Genomic DNA, 25,399 nt, shown 5'->3' with positions numbered 1-25,399 from the left:
AGAACAACGACCAAAGTTCGGGGGCTTTTCACTCATTCCTGCTCCTCCCTTCGCGTACCGGCCCCTGCCAGGCGCTTGAACAACGCTGACAGCAGCATCAGCACGGTTCCAAGCCCGAGCCATGACCCCACTCGCCACAGGCCATCCAGAGTCGCCGTGTCCCAGAGTCCGACCTTGAGAATCGTCACGACCAACAGCCCCTGTCCGACGCGCTGCCAGTGCGGTTGCCCCATTCTGGCACCGCCGATCACGAGACTCGCCGCAACGGCCAGCAAGGCGAGACTATAGGCATAAAGCTCCGCCTGCTCGACCCCGAGCCAGAGCCCGAGCGCCCCACCATGCCAGACATGGCGCAAGCTGAGCCCAATCCATAGCCCGACAGCCAGCAGACCCACCACCTCGCAGAGACGACGCAGCAAGGCAGCATGCTGCGAAAGACGCCATACCAGGGCGGCTCCCAGCGCCGGCAGCGCATAAGCGGGCAATAGCCAGTTCAACAATGGCCAGCGACCGACATCACCGTCCTGCCACAGCGGATTGAATGCCAGAACGATGCCGGCAAGCCAGATGATTCCTGCCAGGCCGCCCACGACGGAGGCCAGCAGGCGGTATAGCGCGACATTCGTCGCCGAACCACGCCCGCGCCAGGCATAGCCCGCCGCCACACCAGCGAGCGCCAACACCTGCAGGGAGAGTTCCGCCAGTGAAAGAGGGCCGGAGAAAGGCTGACCGTCTGTCAGCAGATAACGAATCTCCAGCACTGTCGTGGCGAGCGCAAGCTGAACCACGACCCCTTCCAGCCAGCGCTGGATAGACTTGCGGTGACGCATGCCATGACTGCTGAGGGCGACACAGACAAGCACCGGCAGAAAGGCCTGCAACGGCCAGTGACTGATGTCGTCATACGTGCCAGTGACGACACCCCAGGCCAGACGCAGGGCCAACCCCCAGGCAAGCAGGCGCGCCAACTCGGCAAACAGGGAGCGTCCGGCGCCATCCTCATCAGCCTGGAGTCGCCACCAACGCCACTCACACCCCGTCAACCCAAGCAGTTGCAATGCCAACGCCAGTGTCAGCGATGGACCGTCAAGCGCGATCACCAGCGCCAGCGCAATCCCGAATTGAGCGGGCAGCCACAGGCCGGCAGCCAGACGCACTCCTTCTCGCGAATGGAAACGGTTGGCGCCAATCCAACATACCAGCCCCCAGATCAAGGGTGGCATGGCGGTGTTCAGCCATGGGGTCGCTCCACCCTCCGCCTCGACAGGGATGGTGCCGTTCCAGGCGGCCAGCCCCCACGCGACCAGCGGTACCAGAGTCGCCATGGCCCACCAGCAGGCAGACAGCATGTGCGCCTGCTTGGCAGGTGCCTGCGAGGCCTGCGGTTTCCAGCAGGCAGACAGCATGTGCGCCTGCTTGGCAGGTGCCTGCGAGGCCTGCGGTTTCCAGCAGGCAGACAGCATGTGCGCCTGCTTGGCAGGTGCCTGCGAGGCCTGCGGTTTCCAGCAGGCAAGGCCAACCAACCCGACACACAGCGCCATCGGCCCTGTCATCACCCAGATCCCGCTCGCCGTCAGTGGGCTCCATCCCCATGCCAACAACCAGAACGCTACCGCCCCCACCATCATCGACCAGCTAGCCGCCATGTGTCGTGCGGTCCATCCCGTGACCCACAGCAGCAGGACACTCGGCAACCAGTCACCGGGCGCGATGTCATTGGCAGCCTCCAGCCCCCCAACATGGGGCAGCAACAGGCTCATGGCATTGACGGCCCCCAGCAGCAGACCCGCGATCCAATGACGCTGCACCCGCGGGGTGGCACGCCATGGCCACCAGGTCATGGCCTCCCCCGTGGCACTCACGCCACCCTGCGCGCCATCTGCCACCACCCGGCCTTCGGATCGTCCAGACTCGTCTCGCCAGGTATGGAGGTACGCAATAGCCAACAGGCACAACCAGAGACCCGCAAGTCCGCGCTCCAGCTCGCCTGAGACAGGTCGCAGGTCAACAGTTCCCGCCTCCAGGGGGAGCAGCGCCATCCACCATAGCAAGGCACCGCACAATCCCCCCCAATACAGCCAGTTCAGTCCGATCTTCCGGTGCAGAAGGCGGCATGCCAGGGCGATGACCCCTAGATGCCCCAGCAGCATCAGGCTGGCGGCTCCTCCCAACTGTGCCTGAAGGGGCAAGGCAAGCGGGAGGGCGTAACCACCTAGCATGCCCAGCGCGGCCAGCCATGGGCCATGATGGCGGGCACGCTCCAGCGTCCACAGACTCAGCAGAGCCAACAGCACGAAGGTGACGAGTGGAGAAGCCAACGACAGCAGGTAGTGACCGGCCAATAGACTTGCTGCGGTGACCAGACTTCCCGCACCACTCACGGCTCCGGTCAAGCTGGGAGATTGCGTCGTGCGCCAACGTAGCCATTCAGCCAGCACGATCATGCCGATGCCGAAGCCCAGCCCCAGCGCCAGTCGCATGCCCGGCCCCAGCAGCCCCTGCTCAAGGGAGTAACCGACCAGCATCACGCCCGCCATGACCAGAGACAGGGCACCGACAAGTATCATCCAGTGCTCGCGCATTACCGCGAAGCTCCGCGCCATGGGGGTGCCACCTGCGCGATCCGTGCTGCCGGTCTCACGCCTCTCCCCCCTGGGCCTGCCAGACGCACCATGCAGCAAGCGTGTCCATAGCGACTCGAGCAGCTTCACGGGAACGGCGCCCGCATCCGCATCCGCCTGATGAGAGGATGCCTCGTCAATAGGACTTCGGCTCGCTGCAGCCTTCTTCCCATCAGGTGACAAGCCCCCCTCGGCATCGTCAGTCGTGGTAGAGCCATCATTCGACTTATCCACACCCTGACGCCTGGAGGTGCTGTGCATAAGCTGTGGCCCGACCTCCCGCAGCTGTGCTTCCAGCTTGAGAACACGCTGCTCCAGCCCCTTGATCTTGAGCAGACTGAGCCAACCCGTCAGCGCCCCACCGATGACCAGAACCGCAAACACGGCACCGACCACGATCAACTCGTCCATTGCCTTCCCTGTCATCAAAAAGATATGCCTAGAGACTACGGCATTTTGATCGTCGGCTCATGCCACGAGGGGCAAAGCACCGTCTTTGCACAATCAAGGTCAACCCACGAAAAAGTCCGACTCCAGGAGGAATCGGGCTTCACGTCGAGGCGACAGGGACAGAACTCTCTTATGGATGACTCAGCGGAGTGCACGCCATCTCGTTCTGCATATCACTTTCCTGCGCACCACTTTTTCCTACGCACAAAGAGAACCGCCCCTGCAGCTGGGCTGCAGGGGCGGTTCAGTATAAGTGCCTGACGAGCTTTTCATGACGGTCGTGGGGCGGCCATCCGCTACTCTTACAGGGAGAAACGCTACCCTAGGGACGCGTGACCTTTTCTCATCGCGTGTTCCCAGCACGTCCGGCTCAGCACTCTTTACTCAGCGCAGCTTTTGTCTCGCACACGACTCTTGCCGAGCACGACTTTTTCTCACGCACAAAGAGAACCGCCCCTGCAGCAAGGCTACATGGGCGGTTCAGTATAAGTGCCTGACGATGACCTACTCTCACATGGAGAAACTCCACACTACCATCGGCGCTAAGCGGTTTCACTTCCGAGTTCGGCATGGGATCGGGTGGTTCACGCTCGCTATGGTCGTCAGGCGAAACGGTGGCACCTTGCGGTGCCTGAGTCCCGAGGCTTGTGGCCTCGCGACTCGCAATATGAATCATGCTGACCGATATGTCGTCGATCCTGTCGCAATCCCGGCGGTTTGCCGAAGCAAACCCCTTGGGTGTTATATGGTCAAGCCTCACGGGCAATTAGTACTGGTTAGCTCAACACATTGCTGTGCTTCCACACCCAGCCTATCAACCTTGTAGTCTTCAAGGGCCCTTCAGGAGGCGCAAGGCCTCAGGGAAGTCTCATCTTGAAGGGGGCTTCCCGCTTAGATGCTTTCAGCGGTTATCCCGTCCGAACGTAGCTACCGGGCAATGCCATTGGCATGACAACCCGAACACCAGAGGTTCGTCCACTCCGGTCCTCTCGTACTAGGAGCAGCTCTTCTCAAACTTCCGACGCCCACGGCAGATAGGGACCGAACTGTCTCACGACGTTCTAAACCCAGCTCGCGTACCACTTTAAATGGCGAACAGCCATACCCTTGGGACCGACTTCAGCCCCAGGATGTGATGAGCCGACATCGAGGTGCCAAACACCGCCGTCGATGTGAACTCTTGGGCGGTATCAGCCTGTTATCCCCGGAGTACCTTTTATCCGTTGAGCGATGGCCCTTCCATACAGAACCACCGGATCACTAGAACCTACTTTCGTACCTGCTCGACGTGTCTGTCTCGCAGTCAAGCACCCTTATGCTCTTGCACTCAATGCACGATTTCCAACCGTGCTGAGGGTACCTTCGTGCTCCTCCGTTACTCTTTAGGAGGAGACCGCCCCAGTCAAACTACCCACCATACACTGTCCTCGATCCGGATAACGGACCTGAGTTAGAACGCCAATGATGTCAGGCTGGTATTTCAAGGTTGGCTCCACCGCATCTGGCGACGTGGTTTCAAAGCCTCCCAGCTATCCTACACAGACAACATCAGCATCCAGTGTAAAGCTATAGTAAAGGTTCACGGGGTCTTTCCGTCTAGCCGCGGGTACACAGCATCTTCACTGCGATTTCAATTTCACTGAGTCTCGGGTGGAGACAGCGTGGCCATCATTACGCCATTCGTGCAGGTCGGAACTTACCCGACAAGGAATTTCGCTACCTTAGGACCGTTATAGTTACGGCCGCCGTTTACCGGGGCTTCGATCAAGAGCTTCGGACGAATCCTAACCCCATCAATTAACCTTCCGGCACCGGGCAGGCGTCACACCCTATACGTCCGCTTGCGCGTTTGCAGAGTGCTGTGTTTTTAATAAACAGTTGCAGCCACCTGGTATCTTCGACCGGTAAGAGCTTACGGAGCAAGTCCTTCACTCGAACCGGTGCACCTTCTCCCGAAGTTACGGTGCCATTTTGCCTAGTTCCTTCACCCGAGTTCTCTCAAGCGCCTTGGTATTCTCTACCTGACCACCTGTGTCGGTTTGGGGTACGGTCGCATGTGATCTGAAGCTTAGAGGCTTTTCCTGGAAGCGTGGCATCGATGACTTCCTGACCGTAGTCAGTTCGTCTCGCATCTCGACCTCAGAGGAACCGGATTTGCCTGATTCCTCGGCCTACATGCTTTCACCAGGACAACCAACGCCTGGCTCACCTAGCCTTCTTCGTCCCCCCATCGCAACCACATCCGGTACGGGAATATTAACCCGTTTCCCATCGACTACGCGTTTCCGCCTCGCCTTAGGGGCCGACTCACTCTGCTCCGATTAACGTAGAACAGAAAACCTTGGTCTTCCGGCGGGGGAGTTTTTCACTCCCCTTATCGTTACTCATGTCAGCATTCGCACTCGTGATACCTCCAGCAGACTTCTCAATCCACCTTCATTGGCTTACACGACGCTCCTCTACCGCTCATCCATAAGGATGAACCCGTAGCTTCGGTACCTGATTTAGCCCCGTTATATCTTCCGCGCAGGCCGACTCGACTAGTGAGCTATTACGCTTTCTTTAAAGGATGGCTGCTTCTAAGCCAACCTCCTAGCTGTCTGAGCCTTCCCACATCGTTTCCCACTTAATCAGGATTTTGGGACCTTAGCTGACGGTCTGGGTTGTTTCCCTTTTCACAACGGACGTTAGCACCCGCTGTGTGTCTCCCACGCTGCACTCACTGGTATTCGGAGTTTGCCTCGGGTTGGTAAGTCGGGATGACCCCCTAGCCGAAACAGTGCTCTACCCCCAGCGGTGATACGTGAGGCGCTACCTAAATAGCTTTCGAGGAGAACCAGCTATCTCCGGGCTTGATTAGCCTTTCACTCCGATCCACAGCTCATCCCAGCATTTTTCAACATACTTGGGTTCGGGCCTCCAATTGATGTTACTCAATCTTCACCCTGGCCATGGATAGATCGCCCGGTTTCGGGTCTATACCCTGCGACTGGTCGCCCAGTTAAGACTCGCTTTCGCTACGCCTCCCCTATACGGTTAAGCTCGCCACAGAATATAAGTCGCTGACCCATTATACAAAAGGTACGCGGTCACACCACGAAGGTGCTCCCACTGCTTGTACGCATACGGTTTCAGGATCTATTTCACTCCCCTCGCCGGGGTTCTTTTCGCCTTTCCCTCACGGTACTGGTTCACTATCGGTCAGCCAGGAGTATTTAGCCTTGGAGGATGGTCCCCCCATGTTCAGTCAAGGTTTCTCGTGCCCCGACCTACTCGATTTCACGATACTCAGACTTCGACTACGGGACTATCACCCTGTATCGTCAAGCTTCCCAGCTTGTTCGTCTGTCAGTTGTATCGCTTAAGGGCTGGTCCCCGTTCGCTCGCCGCTACTTGGGGAATCTCGGTTGATTTCTTTTCCTCCGGGTACTTAGATGTTTCAGTTCCCCGGGTTTGCCTCTATAGGTTATGTATTGGCCTATAGATACTCACCTGATGGTGAGTGGGTTTCCCCATTCGGAAATCGTTGGGTCGCAGGGTATTTGCCACCTCGCCAACGCTTATCGCAGGCTATCACGTCCTTCATCGCCTCTGGCTGCCAAGGCATCCACCGTATGCGCTTAATCGCTTGACCATATAACCCCAAGGGGTCTGTCAAGGATTACGAATCTGCCGGACCTCTCCGACATATCGTTTTGATGGAGATGTGCTTGGCGCACATTCCATCGTCAGCATGATTCACATTGTTAAAGAGCGGCTGTTCAGAGAACAGTGAGAAGCGCGCTCTGTCGAGCACGCTTGCCACTGCCGGCTAAGCCAGCAATAAGATCAGGTAATTCGTTGTGAGCACTTGCCGCGAGCAGTAGACAGTGTCGATAAGGAGGTGATCCAGCCCCAGGTTCCCCTAGGGCTACCTTGTTACGACTTCACCCCAGTCATGAACCACACCGTGGTGATCGCCCTCCCGAAGGTTAGGCTAACCACTTCTGGTGCAGTCCACTCCCATGGTGTGACGGGCGGTGTGTACAAGGCCCGGGAACGTATTCACCGTGGCATTCTGATCCACGATTACTAGCGATTCCGACTTCATGGAGTCGAGTTGCAGACTCCAATCCGGACTGAGGCAAGCTTTATGGGATTGGCTCCACGTCGCCGTATTGCAACCCTTTGTACTTGCCATTGTAGCACGTGTGTAGCCCTACCCGTAAGGGCCATGATGACTTGACGTCGTCCCCACCTTCCTCCGGTTTGTCACCGGCAGTCTCCTTAGAGTTCCCGACATTACTCGCTGGCAAATAAGGATAGGGGTTGCGCTCGTTACGGGACTTAACCCAACATTTCACAACACGAGCTGACGACAGCCATGCAGCACCTGTCTCAGAGTTCCCGAAGGCACCAATCCATCTCTGGAAAGTCCTCTGGATGTCAAGGGTAGGTAAGGTTCTTCGCGTTGCATCGAATTAAACCACATGCTCCACCGCTTGTGCGGGCCCCCGTCAATTCATTTGAGTTTTAACCTTGCGGCCGTACTCCCCAGGCGGTCAACTTATTGCGTTAGCTGCGCCACTAAGTCCTCAAGGGACCCAACGGCTAGTTGACATCGTTTACGGCGTGGACTACCAGGGTATCTAATCCTGTTTGCTACCCACGCTTTCGCACCTCAGTGTCAGTGTCAGTCCAGAAGGCCGCCTTCGCCACTGGTATTCCTCCCGATCTCTACGCATTTCACCGCTACACCGGGAATTCTACCTTCCTCTCCTGCACTCTAGCCAAGCAGTTCCAGATGCCGTTCCCAGGTTGAGCCCGGGGCTTTCACACCTGGCTGACTTAGCCACCTACGCGCGCTTTACGCCCAGTAATTCCGATTAACGCTTGCACCCTCCGTATTACCGCGGCTGCTGGCACGGAGTTAGCCGGTGCTTCTTCTGCGAGTGATGTCTTTCCTCGGGAGTATTAATCCCGAAGCGTTCTTCCTCGCTGAAAGTGCTTTACAACCCGAAGGCCTTCTTCACACACGCGGCATGGCTGGATCAGGCTTTCGCCCATTGTCCAATATTCCCCACTGCTGCCTCCCGTAGGAGTCTGGGCCGTGTCTCAGTCCCAGTGTGGCTGATCATCCTCTCAGACCAGCTACGGATCGTCGCCTTGGTGAGCCGTTACCTCACCAACAAGCTAATCCGACATGGGCTCATCCGATAGCGCAAGGTCCGAAGATCCCCTGCTTTCTCCCGTAGGACGTATGCGGTATTAGCCTGAGTTTCCCCAGGTTGTCCCCCACTATCGGGCAGATTCCCATGCATTACTCACCCGTCCGCCGCTCGACGCCTTCTAGCAAGCTAGAATCGTTTCCGCTCGACTTGCATGTGTTAAGCCTGCCGCCAGCGTTCAATCTGAGCCATGATCAAACTCTTCAGTTGAAAGCTTGATAGTCTGTTAAGCAGACCAAACTTGGTTCAGAGTCAAACTTCTCGTGAGAGGCTTGCTCCGATATTTGGTGACCTTGTCACCACTCATCGGCAAGCGCTCACACGAATTACCTGATCAAATTTTTAAAGAGCGTCGCTGTTAAGCGAGGAGGCATATTCTATCCGGAACGCTTGAGAAGTCAAGCACTTGATGATGAGTCAATCGACTGCCTCTAAGCATCATCCAGCGGTGAGGAGCGTTGCTCGATCACCTGTTCCGTAAGGAGTGCGGCGTATTCTAGCGAATCGCCCGGGATTGTCAATCGATGATTTGGAAGCGGACTTCAAAAACATCAAATAAAACAATCACCTGCAAACCTCTTTCACCGCTGGTAACGCCATGCGTCCCCGGCAGCGGATGCGTACTTTACGCACGATTCGGGCTGAGCACAAGGGCTTTTTCAAGAGATTGTCATCACGCTGTCACGGAGCGTCACACTCCCTCTTCTCCCTATCCTTGCCCTCTATCCTTGCCTTGATGCCGAGGCACGATCCACCAGGCCAAGAATCGACTGATAACTGAGCCCTGAGTGCTCACTCAGCCCTATCTCACAGGTGCGCGAGTTGGAGACACCATAGTCACAGTCGGCGACCACGTCCTTCAGCCCTTTCAGCGCCGAAGCATTGAGCTCCGGTGTCGCGAAGCCCTTGTCTCCCGCGAAACCACAGCAGGTGATCTCTTCCGGCACGACGATTTCGGTCGCACACTGGCGCGCCAGTGCCACGAAACGCTCCGCCAAGCCCATGCGAACACTGGAGCAGGTGACATGCACCGCGACTCTTGCCTTGAGCGGTGTGATCGAGAGGTGTGGCAATAGATAGTCGAGCACCAGCTGCACCGGCTCGACCAGCGTCAGCGATACCTCGAGATGTTCACGTGCGTAGGCCTGTGCCTGGGCGAGACACGGGCTGGTATCACAGAAGATCGGCAGACGCCCGCCATCACTCGCTTCCACCAGCGCGGCTGCCAACTCGGCGGCCTTGGCATCCCCGGCCTCGAACTGGCCCTTGGACTGGAAGGCCATTCCGCAGCACAGAGCATCCACTCCCTTGGGCAGAACGACTTCGAATCCCGCCTTGTCCATCAGGGCCAGCGCCATCTCGGTGGCGCTGCGCGGATCGATGTCGTCAGTGGCGACCCCGAAGACACGCGTAGCACAGGACGGAAAATAGACGACATGCCCATTGGGCGTCTCGTTGCGCCCCAATGGCTGCGCCAGACGCTTGAGATAGGGGCGCGGAGCGGCGCCTGGCATGCTGGGGGTCCATTGCTGCACCCTGTCGCCGGAGACCTTGCGTGCGGCCTGAGTCAGCCGTCGCATGTTGCGCGTACCGACCACACCATGCAGCCCATCTGCCAGGCGCAAGACACCGCGCATGCCACTGGTGACATGGGTGAAGTGCTCGCCGGCCCAGTGCGCCACCTTCACCTTGCCCGGATGATCGGCACCGGCGTTCTCCTCGTGGCGCAGACCGCGGATCAGATCCCCGGTATTGATGCCGACCGGACACTGGGTCGCACACAGACCATCTCCCGCGCAGGTCTCCATGCCTTGATAGGCGTAATCCTTCTTGAGCGCCGCCAGCTGAGCGCGCTGCCCGTCCGTCGGCATATCAAGGGCGGCGAGTCGTGCGATCTCACGCCGGATGACGATGCGCTGACGTGGAGTGAGGCTGAGATTCTTCGACGGACAGACCGACTCACAGAATCCGCACTCGATGCAGCGATCCACCAGCGGGTCTGCTGCCGGGAGAGGCTTGAGGTTCTCCAGATGCAGACGGGAATTGCGCGTCAGGATGACTTCCGGATTGAGCAGATTGTCCGGGTCGAAAGCCTCCTTGATACGCCACATCAGGGCGTAGGCCTCCTTGCCCCACTCAAGCTCTACATAAGGTGCCATGTTGCGACCGGTGCCATGCTCGGCCTTGAGCGAACCACCGTACTCCTGCCCCACCAGCCGTGCGACGTCATCCATCAATGCCTGATAGCGCTCCACCTCGCCTTCACGCTCGAAGCCCTGCGGGAAGACGAAATGCAGGTTGCCTTCCAGCGCGTGGCCGAACAGGATCGCCTGAGAGTAGCCATGACGCAGGAAGACCTCCGTCAGCGCCCCGACCCCTTCCGCCAGCCGCTCGACGGGGAAGGCGACATCCTCGATGATCACGGTGGTCCCCAGGTCACGCACCGCACCGACCGCCGGAAACAGCCCCTTGCGGATCTTCCAGTACAACGCATAGCGCTGCGCATCCTGGGTGAAGGCCCACGCTTCACAGGTCTCGATGCCTTCCAGCACGCGGGCGACCTCCGCCATGCGCGCCTCCAGCTCCTGCTGATGCGCGCCGCGCACATCCACCAGCAGCGCGACCGCCGCTTCCGGCAGGGTGCGCAGCACCTCCGGCATGCCCGGCGCGTCCTCGACGGAGCGCAGCGCCGCGCGGTCCATCAGCTCCACCGCCGCGACCGGCGCCGTCTTGAGCAGCATGGTGGCGCGACAGGCCGCATCGATGTTCGGGTAGTAGACCAGCGCCGCCGCCTTGTGCGACTCCTCGATCACCGTGCGATAGGTGATCGAGGCGATGAAGCCCAGCGTGCCTTCCGAGCCGATCATCAGATGCTTGAGGATCTCGAGACCATCGGCATAGTCGACCAGCGCATTGAGGCTGTAGCCGGTCGTGTTCTTGAGGCGGTACTTGTGGCGGATGCGCTCCGCCAGTTCAGGGTCCGCCCGCACATCGCAGGCCATCCTTTCCAACGCTGCCAGCAGGCCAGCGTGGCTTGCACGGAAGGCCTGTACGCTCTTCGGCACCGCCGTATCCAGGCAGGTGCCATCGGCGAGAATGACGCGAATGTCCTCCACGGTGCGATAACTGTTGTGTGCCGTGCCGCAGCACATGCCGGAGGCGTTGTTGGCCGCGATGCCACCGATCATGCAGCTGTTGATGGAGGCCGGGTCCGGGCCGATCTTGCGCCCGAAGGGGGCCAGCAATTGATTGGCACGCGCGCCGATCACCCCCGGCTGCAGACGGATGCGACTGCCCTGTTCCAGCACCTGCGCCCCACGCCACTCACCGCCCAGCTGGATGAGCACCGAATCCGTCAGCGCCTGACCGGACAGCGACGTCCCGGCCGCCCGGAAGGTTACCGGCAGCTTGCGCGCCCGACACTCGCGCAGCACATGTCCCAGCTCCTGCTCGTCATGCACGCGCACCACCAGCTGCGGCACCAGACGATAGAAGCTGGCATCCGTGCCGTAGGCCAGCGTCCGCAACGCGTCGTGAATCAAGCGCTCAGCGGGAAGGTGCAATGCCAGCGCCTCGCGCAATGCCAGATAGGCAGCTGCACGCTCAGTCGCCGATGGGGTCTCGCTCAAGGCATCTCGTGCAATGGCGTCAGGAGCAGTCATGGCCAATCTCTTTTTGAAAAAACGGTGTGGATGTCAGTCAGGGCAGCATCACGAAAAGGCTCTGTCACTTGAGCAATGGGTCACTCAGGCCAAGCAAGTGGAACGCCAGCAAGCCAAGCACGCCAGAAGCCAATAGATAGTAAGCCGTCGGAATCGCCGTCATGCGCAGGGTGCGTCCCTCACGCCCCAGCAGGCCGACGGTCGCCGAGGCCGCCACCACATTGTGGATGGCGATCATGTTGCCGGCCGCCGCCCCGACCGCCTGCAGCGCCACCATCAGCGCTCCCGACAGCCCGAGCTGGGCAGCGACATTGAACTGGAACTGGGACAGCATCATGTTCGAGACCGTGTTGGAGCCGGCGATGAAGGCCCCCAGCGCGCCGATGCCGGACGCGAACAGCGGATACGCCTGACCGAGACTGTCGGCCACCACGTTCGCCATCACCACCGGCATCGAGGCCAGGTCGTTCAGATTGACGCCGGAGTTGATCAGGATGCGCACCATGGGAATGGTGAACACCAGCACGAATCCGGCCCCGACCAGCGTGCGCCAGGATTCACTGGCCGCCGCCACCAGCTGACGCGTCTGCATGCGATGCAGCATCAGGGTGATCAGTGCCACGAAGACCATGATGCCGCCCGGCAGGTAGAGCGGTTGTATCGACCCCGACACACCGCTGGCCCCCAGCAGGTCCGTGGCACTGAACTGCACGCTGACCAGCCACGCCTTGACGTCGCCCGACACGCGCGAGGCGACCAGCAGCAGCGCGATCAGGCCATAGGGCAGCCATGCCAGCCACAGTGGTAGAGGACGTCTGCCGGCGGCGGCCATCTCGACCTCATCACGCTCCAGCGTCAGGTCGCCCAGCCAATGCCTGGGCCATTCGGCCTCGGGCGGAAAGTCCCAGCTGTCCTTCGGCAGCAGAAAACCGACACGCGCCGCCGGTACCACGATGATCAGGCCGACCAGGGCACCGATCAGTGACGGGAATTCCGGGCCGAGGAAGACTCCCGCCGCCACGTAGGGCAGCGTGAAGCACAGCCCGGCGAACAGCGCGAACGGTGCGATCGACAGCCCTTCACTCCAGCGTTTCTTCGCGCCGAAGAAGCGCGTCATCATCACGGTCATGAACAGCGGCATCAGCAGGCCGACGATGCCATGCACGATGGCGACTTCCGAGGTGATCAGCTGCAGGAAGGCCTCCCAGCTGGAATGATTCGCCAGCAGCTGCTCGCTGAGGCTGGTCTTGTCGAGGCCTGCGTTCACGCCGATCACGATCGGCGTGCCCACCGCACCGAATGATACCGGCGTCGACTGGATCATCATGCCCACCATCACCGCCCCCAGCGCCGGGAAGCCGATGGCGACCAGCAGCGGCGCCGCGATGGCCGCAGGCGTCCCGAAGCCGGAAGCGCCCTCGATGAAGCTGCCGAACAGCCAGGCGATGATGATCGCCTGTACGCGCCGATCCGGGCTGATGGTGGTGAAGGCACCGCGGATCACCGCGATCGCCCCGGAATGCTTGAGGGTGTTGAGCAGGAAGATGGCGCCGAAGATGATCCACAGCACCGAGACGGTGACCATCAATCCCTGCAGCGTGGAGGCCAGAATGCGCGTCAGCGACATCTGCCACACGAAATAGCCGATGGCAGCGGTGACGAGGAAGACCAATGGCATGGCGCGGCGCGCGGGCCATTGCAGGCCGACGAGCAGGATGCCCGCCAGCAGAATGGGGGCAAAGGCCAGCAAGGCCAGGAGGGGCTCGGACATGACGGAAACTCCGCAGGCGAATTGTTGTGATTGTTGTCGGGCACAGCAGTGAAGCACTCGGGGTTGGCGCACCCTCTGGTCAGGTCTTCACATAAATTGGTCATACCAATTTACCTTGCTGCACCTCGGCATAATCTAGGCGTCGCCCTCATGGCGGTCAAACATCATGAACTGCCTGATATCTAGACATTGGTCAAAGCACCATCGCCCTTTAAAATTGGTATTACCAATTGCTGGCAATCCCAATCAGCCACGCGAGGCGTGGTTGTCATACATATTGGTAAGACCAATGTCGGCTGTAGTGCGAAGTCGCCACACGCCACACTGATCCTCGGTCGCGCCTCTTCTGCATGCCGCACACCGGCTTGCAGCACTCGGCGCCACCTTTCACTCCTGCCGCAAGGACACTTCCATGCGTTACGCCCCCGTCCGCCAACCCCGTATCGCCGATGTGCTCACCGAGCGCCTCGAGAGCATGATTCTCGAAGGCAGTCTGAAGCCCGGTGAGCGGCTTCCTCCGGAGCGCACCCTCGCCGAGCAGTTCGAGGTCTCGCGACCGTCCGTACGGGAAGCCATCCAGAAGCTGGCGGCGCGCGGGCTTTTGACCTCACGTCAGGGTGGCGGCACCTACGTGTCCGAAGAGTTGGCGCGCGCCTGGTCCGACCCGCTCAGTGCGCTGCTGGGTCGGCACTCCGAGTTCAATCTCGACCTGCTGGAGTTTCGCGACGCCCTGGAAGGCATCAGCGCCTATTACGCTGCCATGCGCTCCACTCCGGCCGACAAGGAGATGCTGCGTCAATGCTTCGAGACGCTGGAGAAGAGTTTCGAGGGACGTGACCCGGAACTGGAAGCCGGCGCGGATGCCGCCTTCCACCTCGCCATCGCCGAGGCCGCACACAACGTGGTGCTGCTGCACTCGATGCGCAGCCTGTTCCAGTTGCTGGAGAAGAGCATCGTGGCCAACCTGCGCCACCTGTTCGAGAAGCCGGAATCGCGTCCGCGCCTGATCCAGCAGCACCGCACCCTGTTCGAGGCGATCATGGAAGGACGCGCCGAGGACGCCCGCAACGCGGCCCACGAGCACCTGGTGTTCGTCGAGGATTCACTGCTGGAGCTGGAGCGCGCCGAAACCCGTGCACAGCGTGCCCTGCGCCGTGCACAGGCCATGCCGGAGCGCTGAGGGTGCAACGCTGATGGATCAGTGAGGGTGGCCGCCCCCCCCTTCCCCTTGAGCCCTTGCCCAGGAAGGCCTGCCGATGAAGGACACGCGTCTGCCTCACCACTGGCGTCTGCTGCTGGCGATCGTGCTACCGATCGGTCTGATGCTGTGCGTCTGGCAGGCGGTGGCCGTCGCGCGCAGCCAGTCACTCGAGCGCCTGACCCATGAAGCAGACAACGAGTTGCGCCTGACCGCCGCCAGCCTGCGTGGTCAACTGAGTCAGCATGCCTACCTGCCACGGCTGGTCGCCGAGAACGATCAGCTGCGCGCTTTCCTTGATGCCCCCGATGACCCCAGCGCCGAGATGGCACTCAATCAACGGCTGGATCGCATGCGCGCGCTCGCGAAGGTGTCCGACCTCTACCTGGTCAACGACGTCGGCACCACCATCGCCGCCAGCAACTGGCGCTCGGCATCCACCTTCATCGGCCAGAACTATCGCTTCCGCCCCTACTGGAAGGACGCCATCGATGGCGGCGAAGCACGCTTCTACGGGCTGGGGACCAGTTCCGGCGAGCGTGGCTACTTCTTCAGCGCCAGCGTGGTGAGTCCCCGCGGGCGGCGCGGCGTGGTGGTGGCCAAGGTGCAGATCGCCGCGCTGGAAGCGGCATGGCTGGATCAGAATGCCGACATCATGGTCACCGACCCGCACGGCGTGATCTTCATCGCCAGTCAGCCCGACCGGGTACTGCGCACGCTGGACCCCCTCAGTGACGAGACCCGCAACCGGCTGCTCGACACCCAGCGCTATGCCAATCAACGCCTGCGCCCCCTGCGGCTCTATCACCGTGAAGCCTTGTCCGATCTGTCGACGCCCGAGCCGCCCTTGCGTCTCGACGCTGTCACCACGGTCGAGCTGCTGCAACTGACGCCGGGCGATCTCTGGCAGCACGCCTGGTTGAGCCTGTCACGCCCGCTGCCGGACATCGGCTGGCGCCTGCATGTGCTCAAGCCCCTGGCCCCGCTGCGCGGCAGCATCTGGCAAGCCGCCGGACTGGCCGCCGGTGGCTACGTACTGCTGTGCCTGCTGGCGGGGCTGGGCTGGCAACGGCTGCGCATCCTGCGCGAGCGGCGTCTGTTCGCCGAACGTGAACGACAGTCGCTCGCCGCCAGTCAGCAACGGGTGCGGGGCATCATCGACCGCACTCAGGCGGGGCTGTGCATCCTCGATGAACGTGCTCACCTGGTGTACCTCAATCCTACCGCCGTGGCGCTGTTCGGTTCGCCCTTGAGCGCCGATGCCTCACGGGACGACAGCCCCCGGCAGCCCAGCGCACGCGAAGGGCGTGACCTGCGCGAACTGTTCCTGCCGGCCGAGCGTGCGCTGCTGGACCACCTGACCCGCCCCCGCCCGATCGGGCCGCTGGAAGTGCATGGCCTGCGCAGCGGAGTGGCCGTGCCGCTGGAGCTGTCCTGCGCCCCGCTACCGAGCCCCAATGGCCCGCGCTGGCTGGTGACGGTCTTCGATGTCAGCGAGCGGCGCGCCCAGGCCGAGGCCCTCGCCCAGGCACGCGATGCCTTCGAGCAACGCGTGGTCGAGCGCACCCGTGACCTCGCTGCCAGCAATGCGCGCCTGAGCGCGGAAGTCGAGGAGCGTACCCGCGCCGAGCGTGAGCTGCGCGCGACCCGCGATGAACTGATCCAGACCGCCAAGCTGGCAGTGCTTGGCGAGCTGGCCGCCGGCATCAACCACGAGCTCAACCAGCCACTGGCCGCCATCCGCGCCTATGCCGAGAATGCCAGCGCCTTCCTCGCCCGTGCCCAGACACCTCAGGTCGAGAGCAACCTGCGCCAGATCACCGAGCTGACCCAGCGCATGGGCGAGATCAGCGCCCAGCTGCGCCAGTTCTCGCGCAAGAGTGGTGACCGCCTGGAAGCGGTCGACCTCGCCACCAGTCTCGACTATGCCCTGCGCCTGCTGCAGCCACGCCGTGATGCCCAGGCAGTCGACATCACGCGTGAGCAGAGCACCGCCCTGCCCAGGGTGCGCGCCGAACCGGTACGCCTCGAGCAGGTACTGGTCAATCTGCTCAGCAATGCACTGGATGCGCTGGCCGACAGGCCGTCAGCGCCAGCCTGCCTCCAGCTGAACCTGCATGAACGAGCCGGCAGTGAAGGCACGCAAGTGGTGCTGGAAGTGCATGACAACGGCCCGGGGCTTGCGCCAGCCCAGCTGACACGGGTCTTCGAACCCTTCTATACCCAGCGCGCCGATGGCAAGGGACTGGGACTGGGGCTGTCGATCAGCGCGCGTATCGTGGCGGATCTCGGCGGCACCCTCGAGGCGCATCCCTCACCGCTGGGGGGCGCACTGTTCCGACTGACGCTGCCGGCGTCGGGCACGCCCTCACAGCCCCTTTCCCCATCCGCCGCCGCCAATTCACAGGAGCCGTCATGAGTGATGTCACGAATGCTGACATGCAGGTGCTGGTCGTGGATGACGAACCACATCTACGCGACAGCCTGAGCCAGAGCCTGATGCTGGCCGATTACCTCACCCGGCCGCTGGCCAGTGCCGAGGAAGCGCTTGAGATCCTGAACACCGAAGCCCCCTTCGAAGGCGTGGTGATCACCGACATCCGCATGCCGGGCATGGATGGTCTGAGCCTGCTGCGCGCTGCCCGTGAGCTGGATGACGAGCTGCCGGTGATCGTGATGACAGGGCATGGCGATGTCGATACCGCCGTCTCCGCCATGCAGGGCGGCGCCTGGGACTTCATCGAGAAACCCTTCGATCGTGAGCGGCTGCTGGACGGGGTGCGGCGTGCGGTGGCCGCCAGGCGTCTGGCGCTGGAGAACCGCTCACTGCGCGAGCAGCTGGATACCCAGCGCAACAGCGCCGGGCCACGTCTGGTCGGCAGCAGCGAGGTGATTCAGCGCCTGGATGCCCAGGTCTCACGGCTGGCGGCGGTGGATGCCGATACCCTGCTGTACGGCGAGACCGGAGCCGGCAAGGATCGCGTGGCCCGCTGTCTCCACGAGCGCAGTCTCCGTGCCAGCAAGCCCTTCGTGGCACTCAATTGTGGCGGCATGCCGGAGACGTTGATCGAGTCGGAGCTGTTCGGCCACGAGAAGGGGGCCTTTACCGGCGCCAGCGAGCGCCGGATCGGCAAGCTGGAACACGCCGACGGCGGCACCCTGTTTCTCGATGAGATCGAGTCCATGCCGATGTCGTTGCAGATCAAGCTGTTGCGTGTCCTCCAGGAGCGCAGTATCGAGCGACTGGGCAGCAATACACCGCGCCCCATCGACATCCGCGTCATCGCGGCCACCAAGCGTGACCTGCGTGAAGCGGCCAGCGCCGGCGACTTTCGTGAAGACCTCTACTACCGCCTGAACGTCGTCACGCTGTATCTGCCGCCACTGCGTGAGCATCGCGAGGATATCCTGCAGCTGTTTCGACACTTCGCCATTCTGGCCAGCGAGCGCACCAGTCTGGAGGTTCCGCCGCTGGATTCGCGTACGCTGCAGGCGCTGCTCGACCATGACTGGCCAGGCAATGTGCGTGAGCTGAGAAACTGTGCGGAGCGTCATGTGCTGCTGGGGGGACTGGAGGGCAATATCGGCGACAGCATGGCGGAGGGGCAGCCGCCGGGAGGTTCCGCCGAACAACGCAGCCTGCAGGCGGAGATGTCACTGGAAGAGAGCGTCAGCCAGGCAACCGAAGGGCAGGCACTGCCGACACGCATGGAGGCCTTCGAGGCCGCGCTCATCCGTGACGCGCTGGCCGCGTGCCGCGGACAGGTCGTGATGGCCTGCGAGCGACTGGGACTGCCGCGCAAGACACTTTACGACAAGCTCAAGAAGCATGGCCTGAGTGCCGAACCCTACCGGCGCTGAAGCGCAAGGCGGGCTGCGGGAGAGGTAGCCGTCGTGTCAGACACCGGCCATCAGGCGAGACAGGCTGGCGCCGAAGACGGACAGCGGTCCCTGCAGGTGCATGATGTCCACCAGCACCGCCAGCGGCGGTAGCCAGGGAGTCATCGCGGCGATCACCGCCACCATCGCCAGCGAGTTGCCCGGCTCGCGGTAATCGAACAGCTTGAAGGCAGTGCCGAAACTCTTCTTGAGACGCGCTCCGACCATGTCGACGCTGTACATCTCATCCAGCAACAGATGGATCATGGCGCCGAACAACAGGGCGGCGCCCTGCCACCAGGCCTGCTCCTCGCTCTGGCCGAGCAGATGCAGACTGGCGGCCGTCACGCCCAGCGAGCACAGCAATGAGGCCAGCAGGGAATGCCAGATGCCGCGATGGACGGTGAAACGCTTGAAGATGGCGCTGGCCACATAGCGCACGCCCAGATAGGTCGCGCCGCCCGCCATCATCAGCGGCCCCGCCAGCAGGCGGTCCTGCAGCAGCAGCACGCAGGCCATGGTCGCCAGCACCGCAAACAGCGTGAACAGGATACGGATGGCGCGCGAGTTGTCGGAGTCGATGTCCGGCAGGATGCCACCGAAGGTCGTCAGGCTCGCCAGCGGCACACCCTCCGCCAGTGACCACAGGCCGCCTTGCCAGCCGGCCGCCGCCACGATACCGCCGGCAAAGGCTGCCACGGTGATATGGGTACGAAAATTGGCCATGAGATACGGGTCGCGAGCCCTCGACGATGTCACTGGACCAGTCACCACACACTGGCACTGGATATATGTCCAGATTATGACGCAAGCATTTCATGAAAAACAATGGCTTGTCCGGGTTTGTGAGTGCAGATGCTGCCTCCACCGTCAACGCTCGGGAAATGCAGCCCCCGAAACGCGCACTCCCCCGCCAGCCAGGGCCGACGGGGGAGTGCTCTTTGCTGCGCTCGGGGAACTCCTTGAAGGAGGTTCAGCCGGCGTAATCCTCAGCCAGATGCTGATCCTTCAGCTTGACGTAGTTCACCGCCGAATAGGTGAAGAACTCACGCTCGCTGTCCTTGATGGGACGCAGCGCACGCGCGGGATTGCCCGCATACACATGCCCGCCTTCGAGACGCTTGCCAGGCGGCACCAGTGCGCCCGCCGCGATGATGACCTCATCCTCCACCACCACACCGTCCATCACGATGGCTCCCATGCCGACCAGCACGCGGTCATGGATGGTGCAGCCGTGCAGCACGGCCTTGTGGCCGATGGTGACGTCGTCACCGATTTCCAGCGGATGGCCGCCCGGATTGAAGTCGCTGGCGTGAGTGATGTGCAGCACTGCCCCGTCCTGCACGCTGGTACGCGCGCCGATACGGATACGGTGCATGTCGCCGCGGATCACGGCCAGTGGCCATACCGAGCTGTCATCACCGAGGGCGACATCGCCCAGTACGACACTGCTGGGGTCGATGAAAACCCGTTCGCCCAGCCGCGGCGTCAGGCCCTTGAAGGATCGAATGCTCATGCCTTGCCTCCTGAATTAGGCCACCAGCCTACTGCTCCCATCGTCATGATGCCAATAGCGCGGCAGCCTGAATCGCGTTGCGGTTTGCTCGACGACGCTCATTTCCCCGCCTTGCGGCACCGCCCCTCCCGAGGACTAAACGCCCTGCTCACGTAACCCTTGGCAGTCTACTTGAAGAAGCTCCACCCCAGCACGACCAGCACCAGCGGAATCGAGATCCAGCGCAGCACCCAACGCCAGCAACGGAAGAAACGACGCGACGTCCCCAGCCCCGCCAATGCCAGATTCTGCGGCATGATCCAGCCCGCGAAGATGGCGATCAGCAGGCCGCCGATCGGCAGGAAGAAGTCCGGCGGAATCGTCGTCACCACATCGAAGGCGTTCATCTCGCCCAGCAGGTGCACTTCCTTGAGGCTCGAGAAGGACAGCACCGACAACAGGCCCATCGCCCAGACCGCGATGCCCACCGCCAGCGCGGCACGCCGACGTGTCATTCCCCAGCCCTGCAGCACCTCGACGATGGGCTCGGCGATGTTGATCGAGCTGGTCCAGGTCGCCAGCAGCAGCAACAGAAAGAACAGCGCCAGCAGCAGGCTACCGCCCGGCAGATTGGCAAAGGCGATGGGCAGGCTGACGAACATCAGGCCGGGCCCGGAAGCCGGGTCCAGCCCCTGACTGAACACCGCCGCGAAGATGGCGATCCCCGCCAGCAATGCCACCCCGATGTCCAGCGCCGCCACGGCGATCGCGGCCGTCGGCAGACTCTGGCGCTCCGGCATGTAGGCGCCATAGGCCATCAGCGCACAGGCGCCGACCGCCAGCGTGAAGAAGGCATGCCCCATGGCATTGAGTATCACGTCCAGCGTGATGGCGTCGGGATTGGGCATGAACAGCCAGCTGATGGCGGGACCGAAGCCCGGAGTGCTGATGCTGTAACCGGCCAATGCCAGCAACAGCACGTAGAGCAGCGGCATCATCAGGTTGTTGAGACGTTCGAGCCCCGAGGAGATGCCGGCGGCCACCACGCTCATGGTCATCAGCATGAAGACGGTGTGGTTGAAGGTCATGGTGACCGGGTCTTCCAGAAAGGCACCGAAGGAGGCGCCGATCTCCGGCGGGCTCATGCCGCTGAAGTCCCCCTTCAGTGAATCGACCAGATACTCGATCGACCAGCCCGACACCACCGAATAGAACGACAGGATGAAGAACATGGTGATGGCACCGAAGAAGCCCAGCCAGCGCCAGTTCGGCGTACGGCCAGCGCTGGTCGCCAGATGGGCGAGCGCCTGCATCGGCCCGCGCCGACCGGCGCGACCGATCATGATCTCGGCCATCATCACCGGCAGGCCCAGCAGCAGCACGAAGCCGATGTACAGCAGCAGAAAGGCCGAACCGCCGTTCTCGCCCGTCATGTACGGGAAGCGCCAGATGTTGCCCAACCCGACGGCAGCGCCGGTGACGGCCAGGATGAAGGCGCGGCGACTGCCCCAGCGTTCGGTGGTTTCGCTCATGTCTGCTCTCGTGGTGAAGAATCGATAGTCAATGAAGGCTCATCAGGGGCTGCAAGATAGCAGCCGCGTCGTTCAGGGCCAATGCGGGCTCGGCTCGGGCGTCCCACGCGGAGAGGTCCGGGCCGCCTCCTATCGGGTCGATAGATTGAATAACACGCGCCAAGGCCTCACATTCTAGGTATCCCCGCGGCGACGGTGACACCGTTCTCGTGGCGCCTCCGATGCGCCAGTCTTCCTTTACCGTTCACCGCTGCCGCCCATCCGAATGACGCGAGGTACACGATGTCGATCAATCCCCTGCTGGAACGCAACACTCTGCCCCCCTTCGACACCCTCAAGGCCGAGCATGTCGAAGACGCGATCAGCGAACTGCTGGAGCACAACCAGCAGGAGATCGAGCGCCTGATCGAGGCCACCCGCGACGACACGCGCTGGGACAACTTCGCCGCGCCGCTGGAAGCGCTGGGCGACCGCCTGAGTCAGGCCTGGTCACCGGTCTCGCACCTCAACTCGACCATGAATTCCCCCAAGCTGCGCGAGGCCTATCAGGCCTGTCTGGCCAAGCTGTCGGCCTACTCCACCTGGGTGGGTCAGAACAGCGATCTGGCTGCGGCCTATCAGCGCCTTGCGGACAGCGATGAATTCGCAAGCCTCGATGAAGCCCAGCAGAAGGCGATCACCAACAGTCTGCGCGATTTCCGTCTCGCCGGTGTCGATCTGCCCCAGGACAAGAAGCAGCGTTATGGCGAGATCCAGGCGCGCCTGTCCGAACTCTCCAACACCTTCTCCAACCATGTGCTGGATGCCACCCAGGCCTGGCACAAGGATGTCGAGGAAGAGGCGCTGGCGGGCGTGCCGGAAAGCGGCCTCGCGGCGCTCAAGGCCAACGCCGAGGCCAAGGGGCTGGAAGGCTATCGCATCACCCTGGACTTCCCGAGCTTCTTCCCGGTGCTCAGCTACGCCGACAACCGCGAGCTGCGCGAGGAGGTCTACACCGCCTTCGTCACCCGCGCCTCGGAAAAGGGTCCCAACGCCGGTGATTTCGACAACGGTCCGGTGATCGAGGAGATTCTGGCCCTGCGTCAGGAACTGGCCAGGCTGATCGGTTTCGACGATTACGCCTCACTGTCACTGGCGACCAAGATGGCCGACTCGCCGGCACAGGTCATCAGCTTCCTCGAGGACCTCGCGACCCGCGCAGTGCCCCAGGCGCGTGAAGAGTTCAACGAGCTGGCGGCCTACGCCACCGAAAGCCTCGGCATCGATGACCTGCAACCGTGGGATGTCGGCTACGCCAGCGAGAAGCTGCGCGAATCACGCTACGCGATCAATCAGGAACAGCTGCGCCCCTACTTCCCGGCGCCGCAGGCCATCGACGGACTGTTCGAGGTGGTCAATCGCCTCTACGGCATCACCTTCCAGCAGCGTGAAGTGCCGGTGTGGCACGACGACGTCAGCTACTACGAGGTGATCGAGAATGACACGCCGATCGCCGGCTTCTATCTCGATCTCTATGCCCGCGAAGGCAAGCGTGGCGGCGCCTGGATGGACGAGTGCCGCGTGCGTCGTCGCCGCGAGGATGGCAGCCTGCAGTTGCCGGTCGCCTATCTGACCTGCAACTTCACCCGCCCGGTGGGTGGCCGCCCGGCGCTGCTGACCCACGATGAGGTGGTCACGCTGTTCCACGAGTTCGGCCACGGTCTGCATCACATGCTGACCCGTCAGGAAGTCGCCGAAGTCTCCGGCATCAATGGCGTGGCGTGGGACGCCGTCGAGCTGCCCAGCCAGTTCATGGAGAACTTCTGCTACGAGCGTGAAGGGCTGGATCTGATCGCGCGTCACGTGGATACCGGCGAGCGCCTGCCCGACGACATGCTCGAGCGCCTGCAGGCGGCACGCAACTTCCAGGCGGCGATGACCATGGTCCGCCAGCTGGAATTCTCGCTGTTCGACTTCCGCCTGCATCACGAGCTCGACACGCCGTCCGCCGGCGATGTCCAGACGCTGCTCGACGAGGTACGCAGCAAGGTCGCCGTGGTCCCGGCGGTCGAGTTCAACCGCTTCCAGAATGGCTTCAGCCACATCTTCGCCGGCGGTTACGCCGCGGGTTACTACAGCTACAAGTGGGCCGAAGTGCTGTCGGCGGATGCCTTCAGCGCCTTCGAGGAAAGCGCCGTCTTCGACACCGCCACCGGTCAGCGATTCCGGGAAGAGGTACTGGCCAAGGGTGGCTCGCGTGATGCCGCCGAGCTGTTCCGCGCCTTCCGGGGCCGTGACCCGCAGGTCGATGCCCTGCTGCGTCACTCCGGCATCGGTGCCCAGGCGGCCTGAGCCTCGCCCAGACGCCGATCTTGATGATGGCGCAAGCCTGATCACACACCGCTGTCCCTGCGCCCCTGACCTTTGCCGGTCGGGGGCGTATCATATGGCGCATCGTCCGCCTGACGCTCGCATTGCCCGATGCCGAGCGGCCTGACACAACCAGATCCTGACTGGAGGCACCATGTCTACCATCAAGCGCTTCATCGCGGGTGCCGTCTGCCCACGCTGCGGAGCAATGGACCGCCTGCGCACCTGGGAGCAGAACGAGACACGCTACCGTGACTGCGTGTCCTGTGACTTCTTCGAGCAACAGGCCATCGAGGAACCGCCCACCCTCGAGGAGCTGTCCACGCGCGTGAACGCGCCACGCGACGAGCCCGCGAGTGATGAGGTCCAGCCGGTGCGTATCCTGGACCCCGGCAAGCTGCATTGACCGCATGTGATATCGCGAGCCCCCCGTGGCATCCATGCTTGCTGCATGAAAAAGCCCCGCCAGATGGCGGGGCTTTTGCGTATCAGCTCGACGGACTGTCAGCTCGACTGGCCCACGGCTTTCATTTGACCACGCCGCAGGCAACGCGCGAGCCGCCACCACCCAGCTTGGGCGTATCGGTGTAGTTGTCACCGCCGGAGTGGATCATCAACGCATGACCGCCGAGATCGCTCTCCTTGAGGCGCGGAGCCAACACCGGCAGCGAGATCTTGCCATCGGCATCGACGCTCAGCGCCGGAAGATCGCCCAGGTGGCCATCGCCATACGGGCCCTGGTGGGTGCCGGTCTCCTCTGGGTCGAAGTGGCCACCTGCCGCGGCACCGGCCACGGCCTCACCGTCCTTCTCGGCGGGTTCGCAGCTGGCATTGGCATGCAGGTGGAAGCCATGGATGCCGCTTTCGAGTCCTTCGATCTTCGGCGTCAGCAGCAGACCATCAGCAGTGTCCTCGGCCATGATGCTACCGACGGTCTCGCCGACCCCGTCACTGCTGACACGATGCATTTCCACCTCGGTGGCCGCCTGGGCGACACCGCCGAACAACCAGGCACCGAGCGCCACCGCAGCGGCGCTCTTGAAGGGCTTTCTGGTAGATGACGCAAAGGATGCCGTGTGCTGTGTCTCGTGATTCATGACCAATCTCTCCTTCACTGAGGCCGGCTTCACTGCCGACGCCTTGAGTGGCTTGCGGGCCGCTGTCGCAAGCGGCTACCCCTCAGACCTCAGGGCGAGAGACGTCACATTCAATGCAATTCTGCCAATGACTTGCCG

General features: G+C 62.1%; 12 protein-coding genes and 3 rRNA genes. 5 read left to right on the top strand and 10 right to left on the bottom strand.

Translation table 11 applies throughout. The features are described from left to right. Positions 1-32: 32 nt before the first annotated feature. From BFX80_RS00500 to BFX80_RS00475, 6 genes are all read right to left on the bottom strand, one after another. A complete protein-coding gene (locus BFX80_RS00500; protein WP_167592951.1) occupies positions 33-3,032 on the bottom strand; it encodes a DUF2339 domain-containing protein in 3,000 nt (999 codons plus the stop codon). 530 nt (positions 3,033-3,562) lie between these two features. After that, a 5S ribosomal RNA gene (gene rrf, locus BFX80_RS00495) occupies positions 3,563-3,678 on the bottom strand. A gap of 138 nt (positions 3,679-3,816) precedes the next feature. Beyond that, positions 3,817-6,705: ribosomal RNA gene (locus BFX80_RS00490) — 23S ribosomal RNA — on the bottom strand. A 242-nt stretch (positions 6,706-6,947) separates the two neighbouring features. Further along, positions 6,948-8,488, bottom strand: a 16S ribosomal RNA gene (locus tag BFX80_RS00485). Together the 16S, 23S and 5S rRNA genes form the textbook arrangement of a ribosomal RNA operon. A gap of 512 nt (positions 8,489-9,000) precedes the next feature. Continuing rightward, positions 9,001-11,940 carry an FAD-binding and (Fe-S)-binding domain-containing protein gene (locus BFX80_RS00480; RefSeq protein WP_084207743.1) on the bottom strand — a complete coding sequence of 980 codons (2,940 nt, stop codon included), beginning with the start codon at positions 11,938-11,940 and terminating at the stop codon, positions 9,001-9,003. Positions 11,941-12,004: 64 nt separating this feature from the next. Further along, positions 12,005-13,711: an L-lactate permease gene (locus BFX80_RS00475; RefSeq protein WP_084207742.1), complete on the bottom strand. Its 1,707-nt coding sequence runs from the start codon at positions 13,709-13,711 to the stop codon at positions 12,005-12,007. 412 nt (positions 13,712-14,123) lie between these two features. Between BFX80_RS00475 and BFX80_RS00470 the strand changes: the two genes are divergently transcribed. The 3 genes from BFX80_RS00470 to BFX80_RS00460 all read left to right on the top strand — a co-directional run bounded on the left by BFX80_RS00470 (position 14,124) and on the right by BFX80_RS00460 (position 18,770). Next, positions 14,124-14,891 (top strand): FCD domain-containing protein, encoded by a 768-nt coding sequence (locus BFX80_RS00470; RefSeq protein WP_077379971.1) that lies wholly within the window; start codon positions 14,124-14,126, stop codon positions 14,889-14,891. A 76-nt stretch (positions 14,892-14,967) separates the two neighbouring features. Continuing rightward, complete coding sequence (locus BFX80_RS00465) at positions 14,968-17,328, top strand: ATP-binding protein (protein ID WP_167592950.1); 2,361 nt, start codon at positions 14,968-14,970, stop codon at positions 17,326-17,328. Further along, on the top strand, positions 17,325-18,770 hold the full coding sequence (locus BFX80_RS00460) for a sigma-54-dependent transcriptional regulator (RefSeq protein ID WP_084207741.1): 1,446 nt from the start codon (positions 17,325-17,327) through the stop codon (positions 18,768-18,770). Before BFX80_RS00465 ends, BFX80_RS00460 begins: the two co-directional genes overlap by 4 nt. A 36-nt stretch (positions 18,771-18,806) precedes the next feature. Here BFX80_RS00460 and BFX80_RS00455 read toward each other — a convergent pair whose 3' ends face one another. The 3 genes from BFX80_RS00455 to BFX80_RS00445 form a co-directional block, all read right to left on the bottom strand. Beyond that, positions 18,807-19,514 (bottom strand): metal-dependent hydrolase, encoded by a 708-nt coding sequence (locus BFX80_RS00455; RefSeq protein ID WP_077379967.1) that lies wholly within the window; start codon positions 19,512-19,514, stop codon positions 18,807-18,809. Positions 19,515-19,761: 247 nt separating this feature from the next. After that, complete coding sequence (locus BFX80_RS00450) at positions 19,762-20,304, bottom strand: gamma carbonic anhydrase family protein (RefSeq protein WP_077379965.1); 543 nt, start codon at positions 20,302-20,304, stop codon at positions 19,762-19,764. A gap of 167 nt (positions 20,305-20,471) precedes the next feature. Further along, on the bottom strand, positions 20,472-21,815 hold the full coding sequence (locus BFX80_RS00445; RefSeq protein ID WP_084207740.1) for a sodium-dependent transporter: 1,344 nt from the start codon (positions 21,813-21,815) through the stop codon (positions 20,472-20,474). Positions 21,816-22,097: 282 nt separating this feature from the next. Between BFX80_RS00445 and prlC the strand changes: the two genes are divergently transcribed. Beyond that, positions 22,098-24,146, top strand: coding sequence for an oligopeptidase A (gene prlC, locus BFX80_RS00440; protein WP_084207739.1), 2,049 nt, complete (start codon positions 22,098-22,100; stop codon positions 24,144-24,146). Positions 24,147-24,318: 172 nt separating this feature from the next. After that, positions 24,319-24,570: a YheV family putative zinc ribbon protein gene (locus BFX80_RS00435; protein WP_084207738.1), complete on the top strand. Its 252-nt coding sequence runs from the start codon at positions 24,319-24,321 to the stop codon at positions 24,568-24,570. Between the two features lie 121 nt (positions 24,571-24,691). On the opposite strand, the gene sodC is transcribed toward BFX80_RS00435, so the two are convergent. Beyond that, on the bottom strand, positions 24,692-25,261 hold the full coding sequence (gene sodC / locus BFX80_RS00430) for a superoxide dismutase family protein (protein ID WP_084207737.1): 570 nt from the start codon (positions 25,259-25,261) through the stop codon (positions 24,692-24,694). Between the last annotated feature and the right edge of the window lie 138 nt (positions 25,262-25,399).

Source organism: Cobetia marina (assembly GCF_001720485.1).
GTDB lineage: Bacteria > Pseudomonadota > Gammaproteobacteria > Pseudomonadales > Halomonadaceae > Cobetia > Cobetia marina.
The sequence above is the reverse complement of the archived record's forward strand: the minus strand, read 5'-3'. Positions and strand labels throughout refer to the sequence as shown.

Bases quoted from the DNA above. Each gene is read 5' to 3' on its own strand.
- BFX80_RS00500 (WP_167592951.1), bottom strand. From the start codon at position 3,032: ATGGACGAGTTGATCGTGGTCGGTGCCGTGTTTGCGGTTCTGGTCATC.
- BFX80_RS00480 (WP_084207743.1), bottom strand. From the start codon at position 11,940: ATGACTGCTCCTGACGCCATTGCACGAGATGCCTTGAGCGAGACCCCA.
- BFX80_RS00475 (WP_084207742.1), bottom strand. From the start codon at position 13,711: ATGTCCGAGCCCCTCCTGGCCTTGCTGGCCTTTGCCCCCATTCTGCTG.
- BFX80_RS00470 (WP_077379971.1), top strand. From the start codon at position 14,124: ATGCGTTACGCCCCCGTCCGCCAACCCCGTATCGCCGATGTGCTCACC.
- BFX80_RS00465 (WP_167592950.1), top strand. From the start codon at position 14,968: ATGAAGGACACGCGTCTGCCTCACCACTGGCGTCTGCTGCTGGCGATC.
- BFX80_RS00460 (WP_084207741.1), top strand. From the start codon at position 17,325: ATGAGTGATGTCACGAATGCTGACATGCAGGTGCTGGTCGTGGATGAC.
- BFX80_RS00455 (WP_077379967.1), bottom strand. From the start codon at position 19,514: ATGGCCAATTTTCGTACCCATATCACCGTGGCAGCCTTTGCCGGCGGT.
- BFX80_RS00450 (WP_077379965.1), bottom strand. From the start codon at position 20,304: ATGAGCATTCGATCCTTCAAGGGCCTGACGCCGCGGCTGGGCGAACGG.
- BFX80_RS00445 (WP_084207740.1), bottom strand. From the start codon at position 21,815: ATGAGCGAAACCACCGAACGCTGGGGCAGTCGCCGCGCCTTCATCCTG.
- prlC (WP_084207739.1), top strand. From the start codon at position 22,098: ATGTCGATCAATCCCCTGCTGGAACGCAACACTCTGCCCCCCTTCGAC.
- BFX80_RS00435 (WP_084207738.1), top strand. From the start codon at position 24,319: ATGTCTACCATCAAGCGCTTCATCGCGGGTGCCGTCTGCCCACGCTGC.
- sodC (WP_084207737.1), bottom strand. From the start codon at position 25,261: ATGAATCACGAGACACAGCACACGGCATCCTTTGCGTCATCTACCAGA.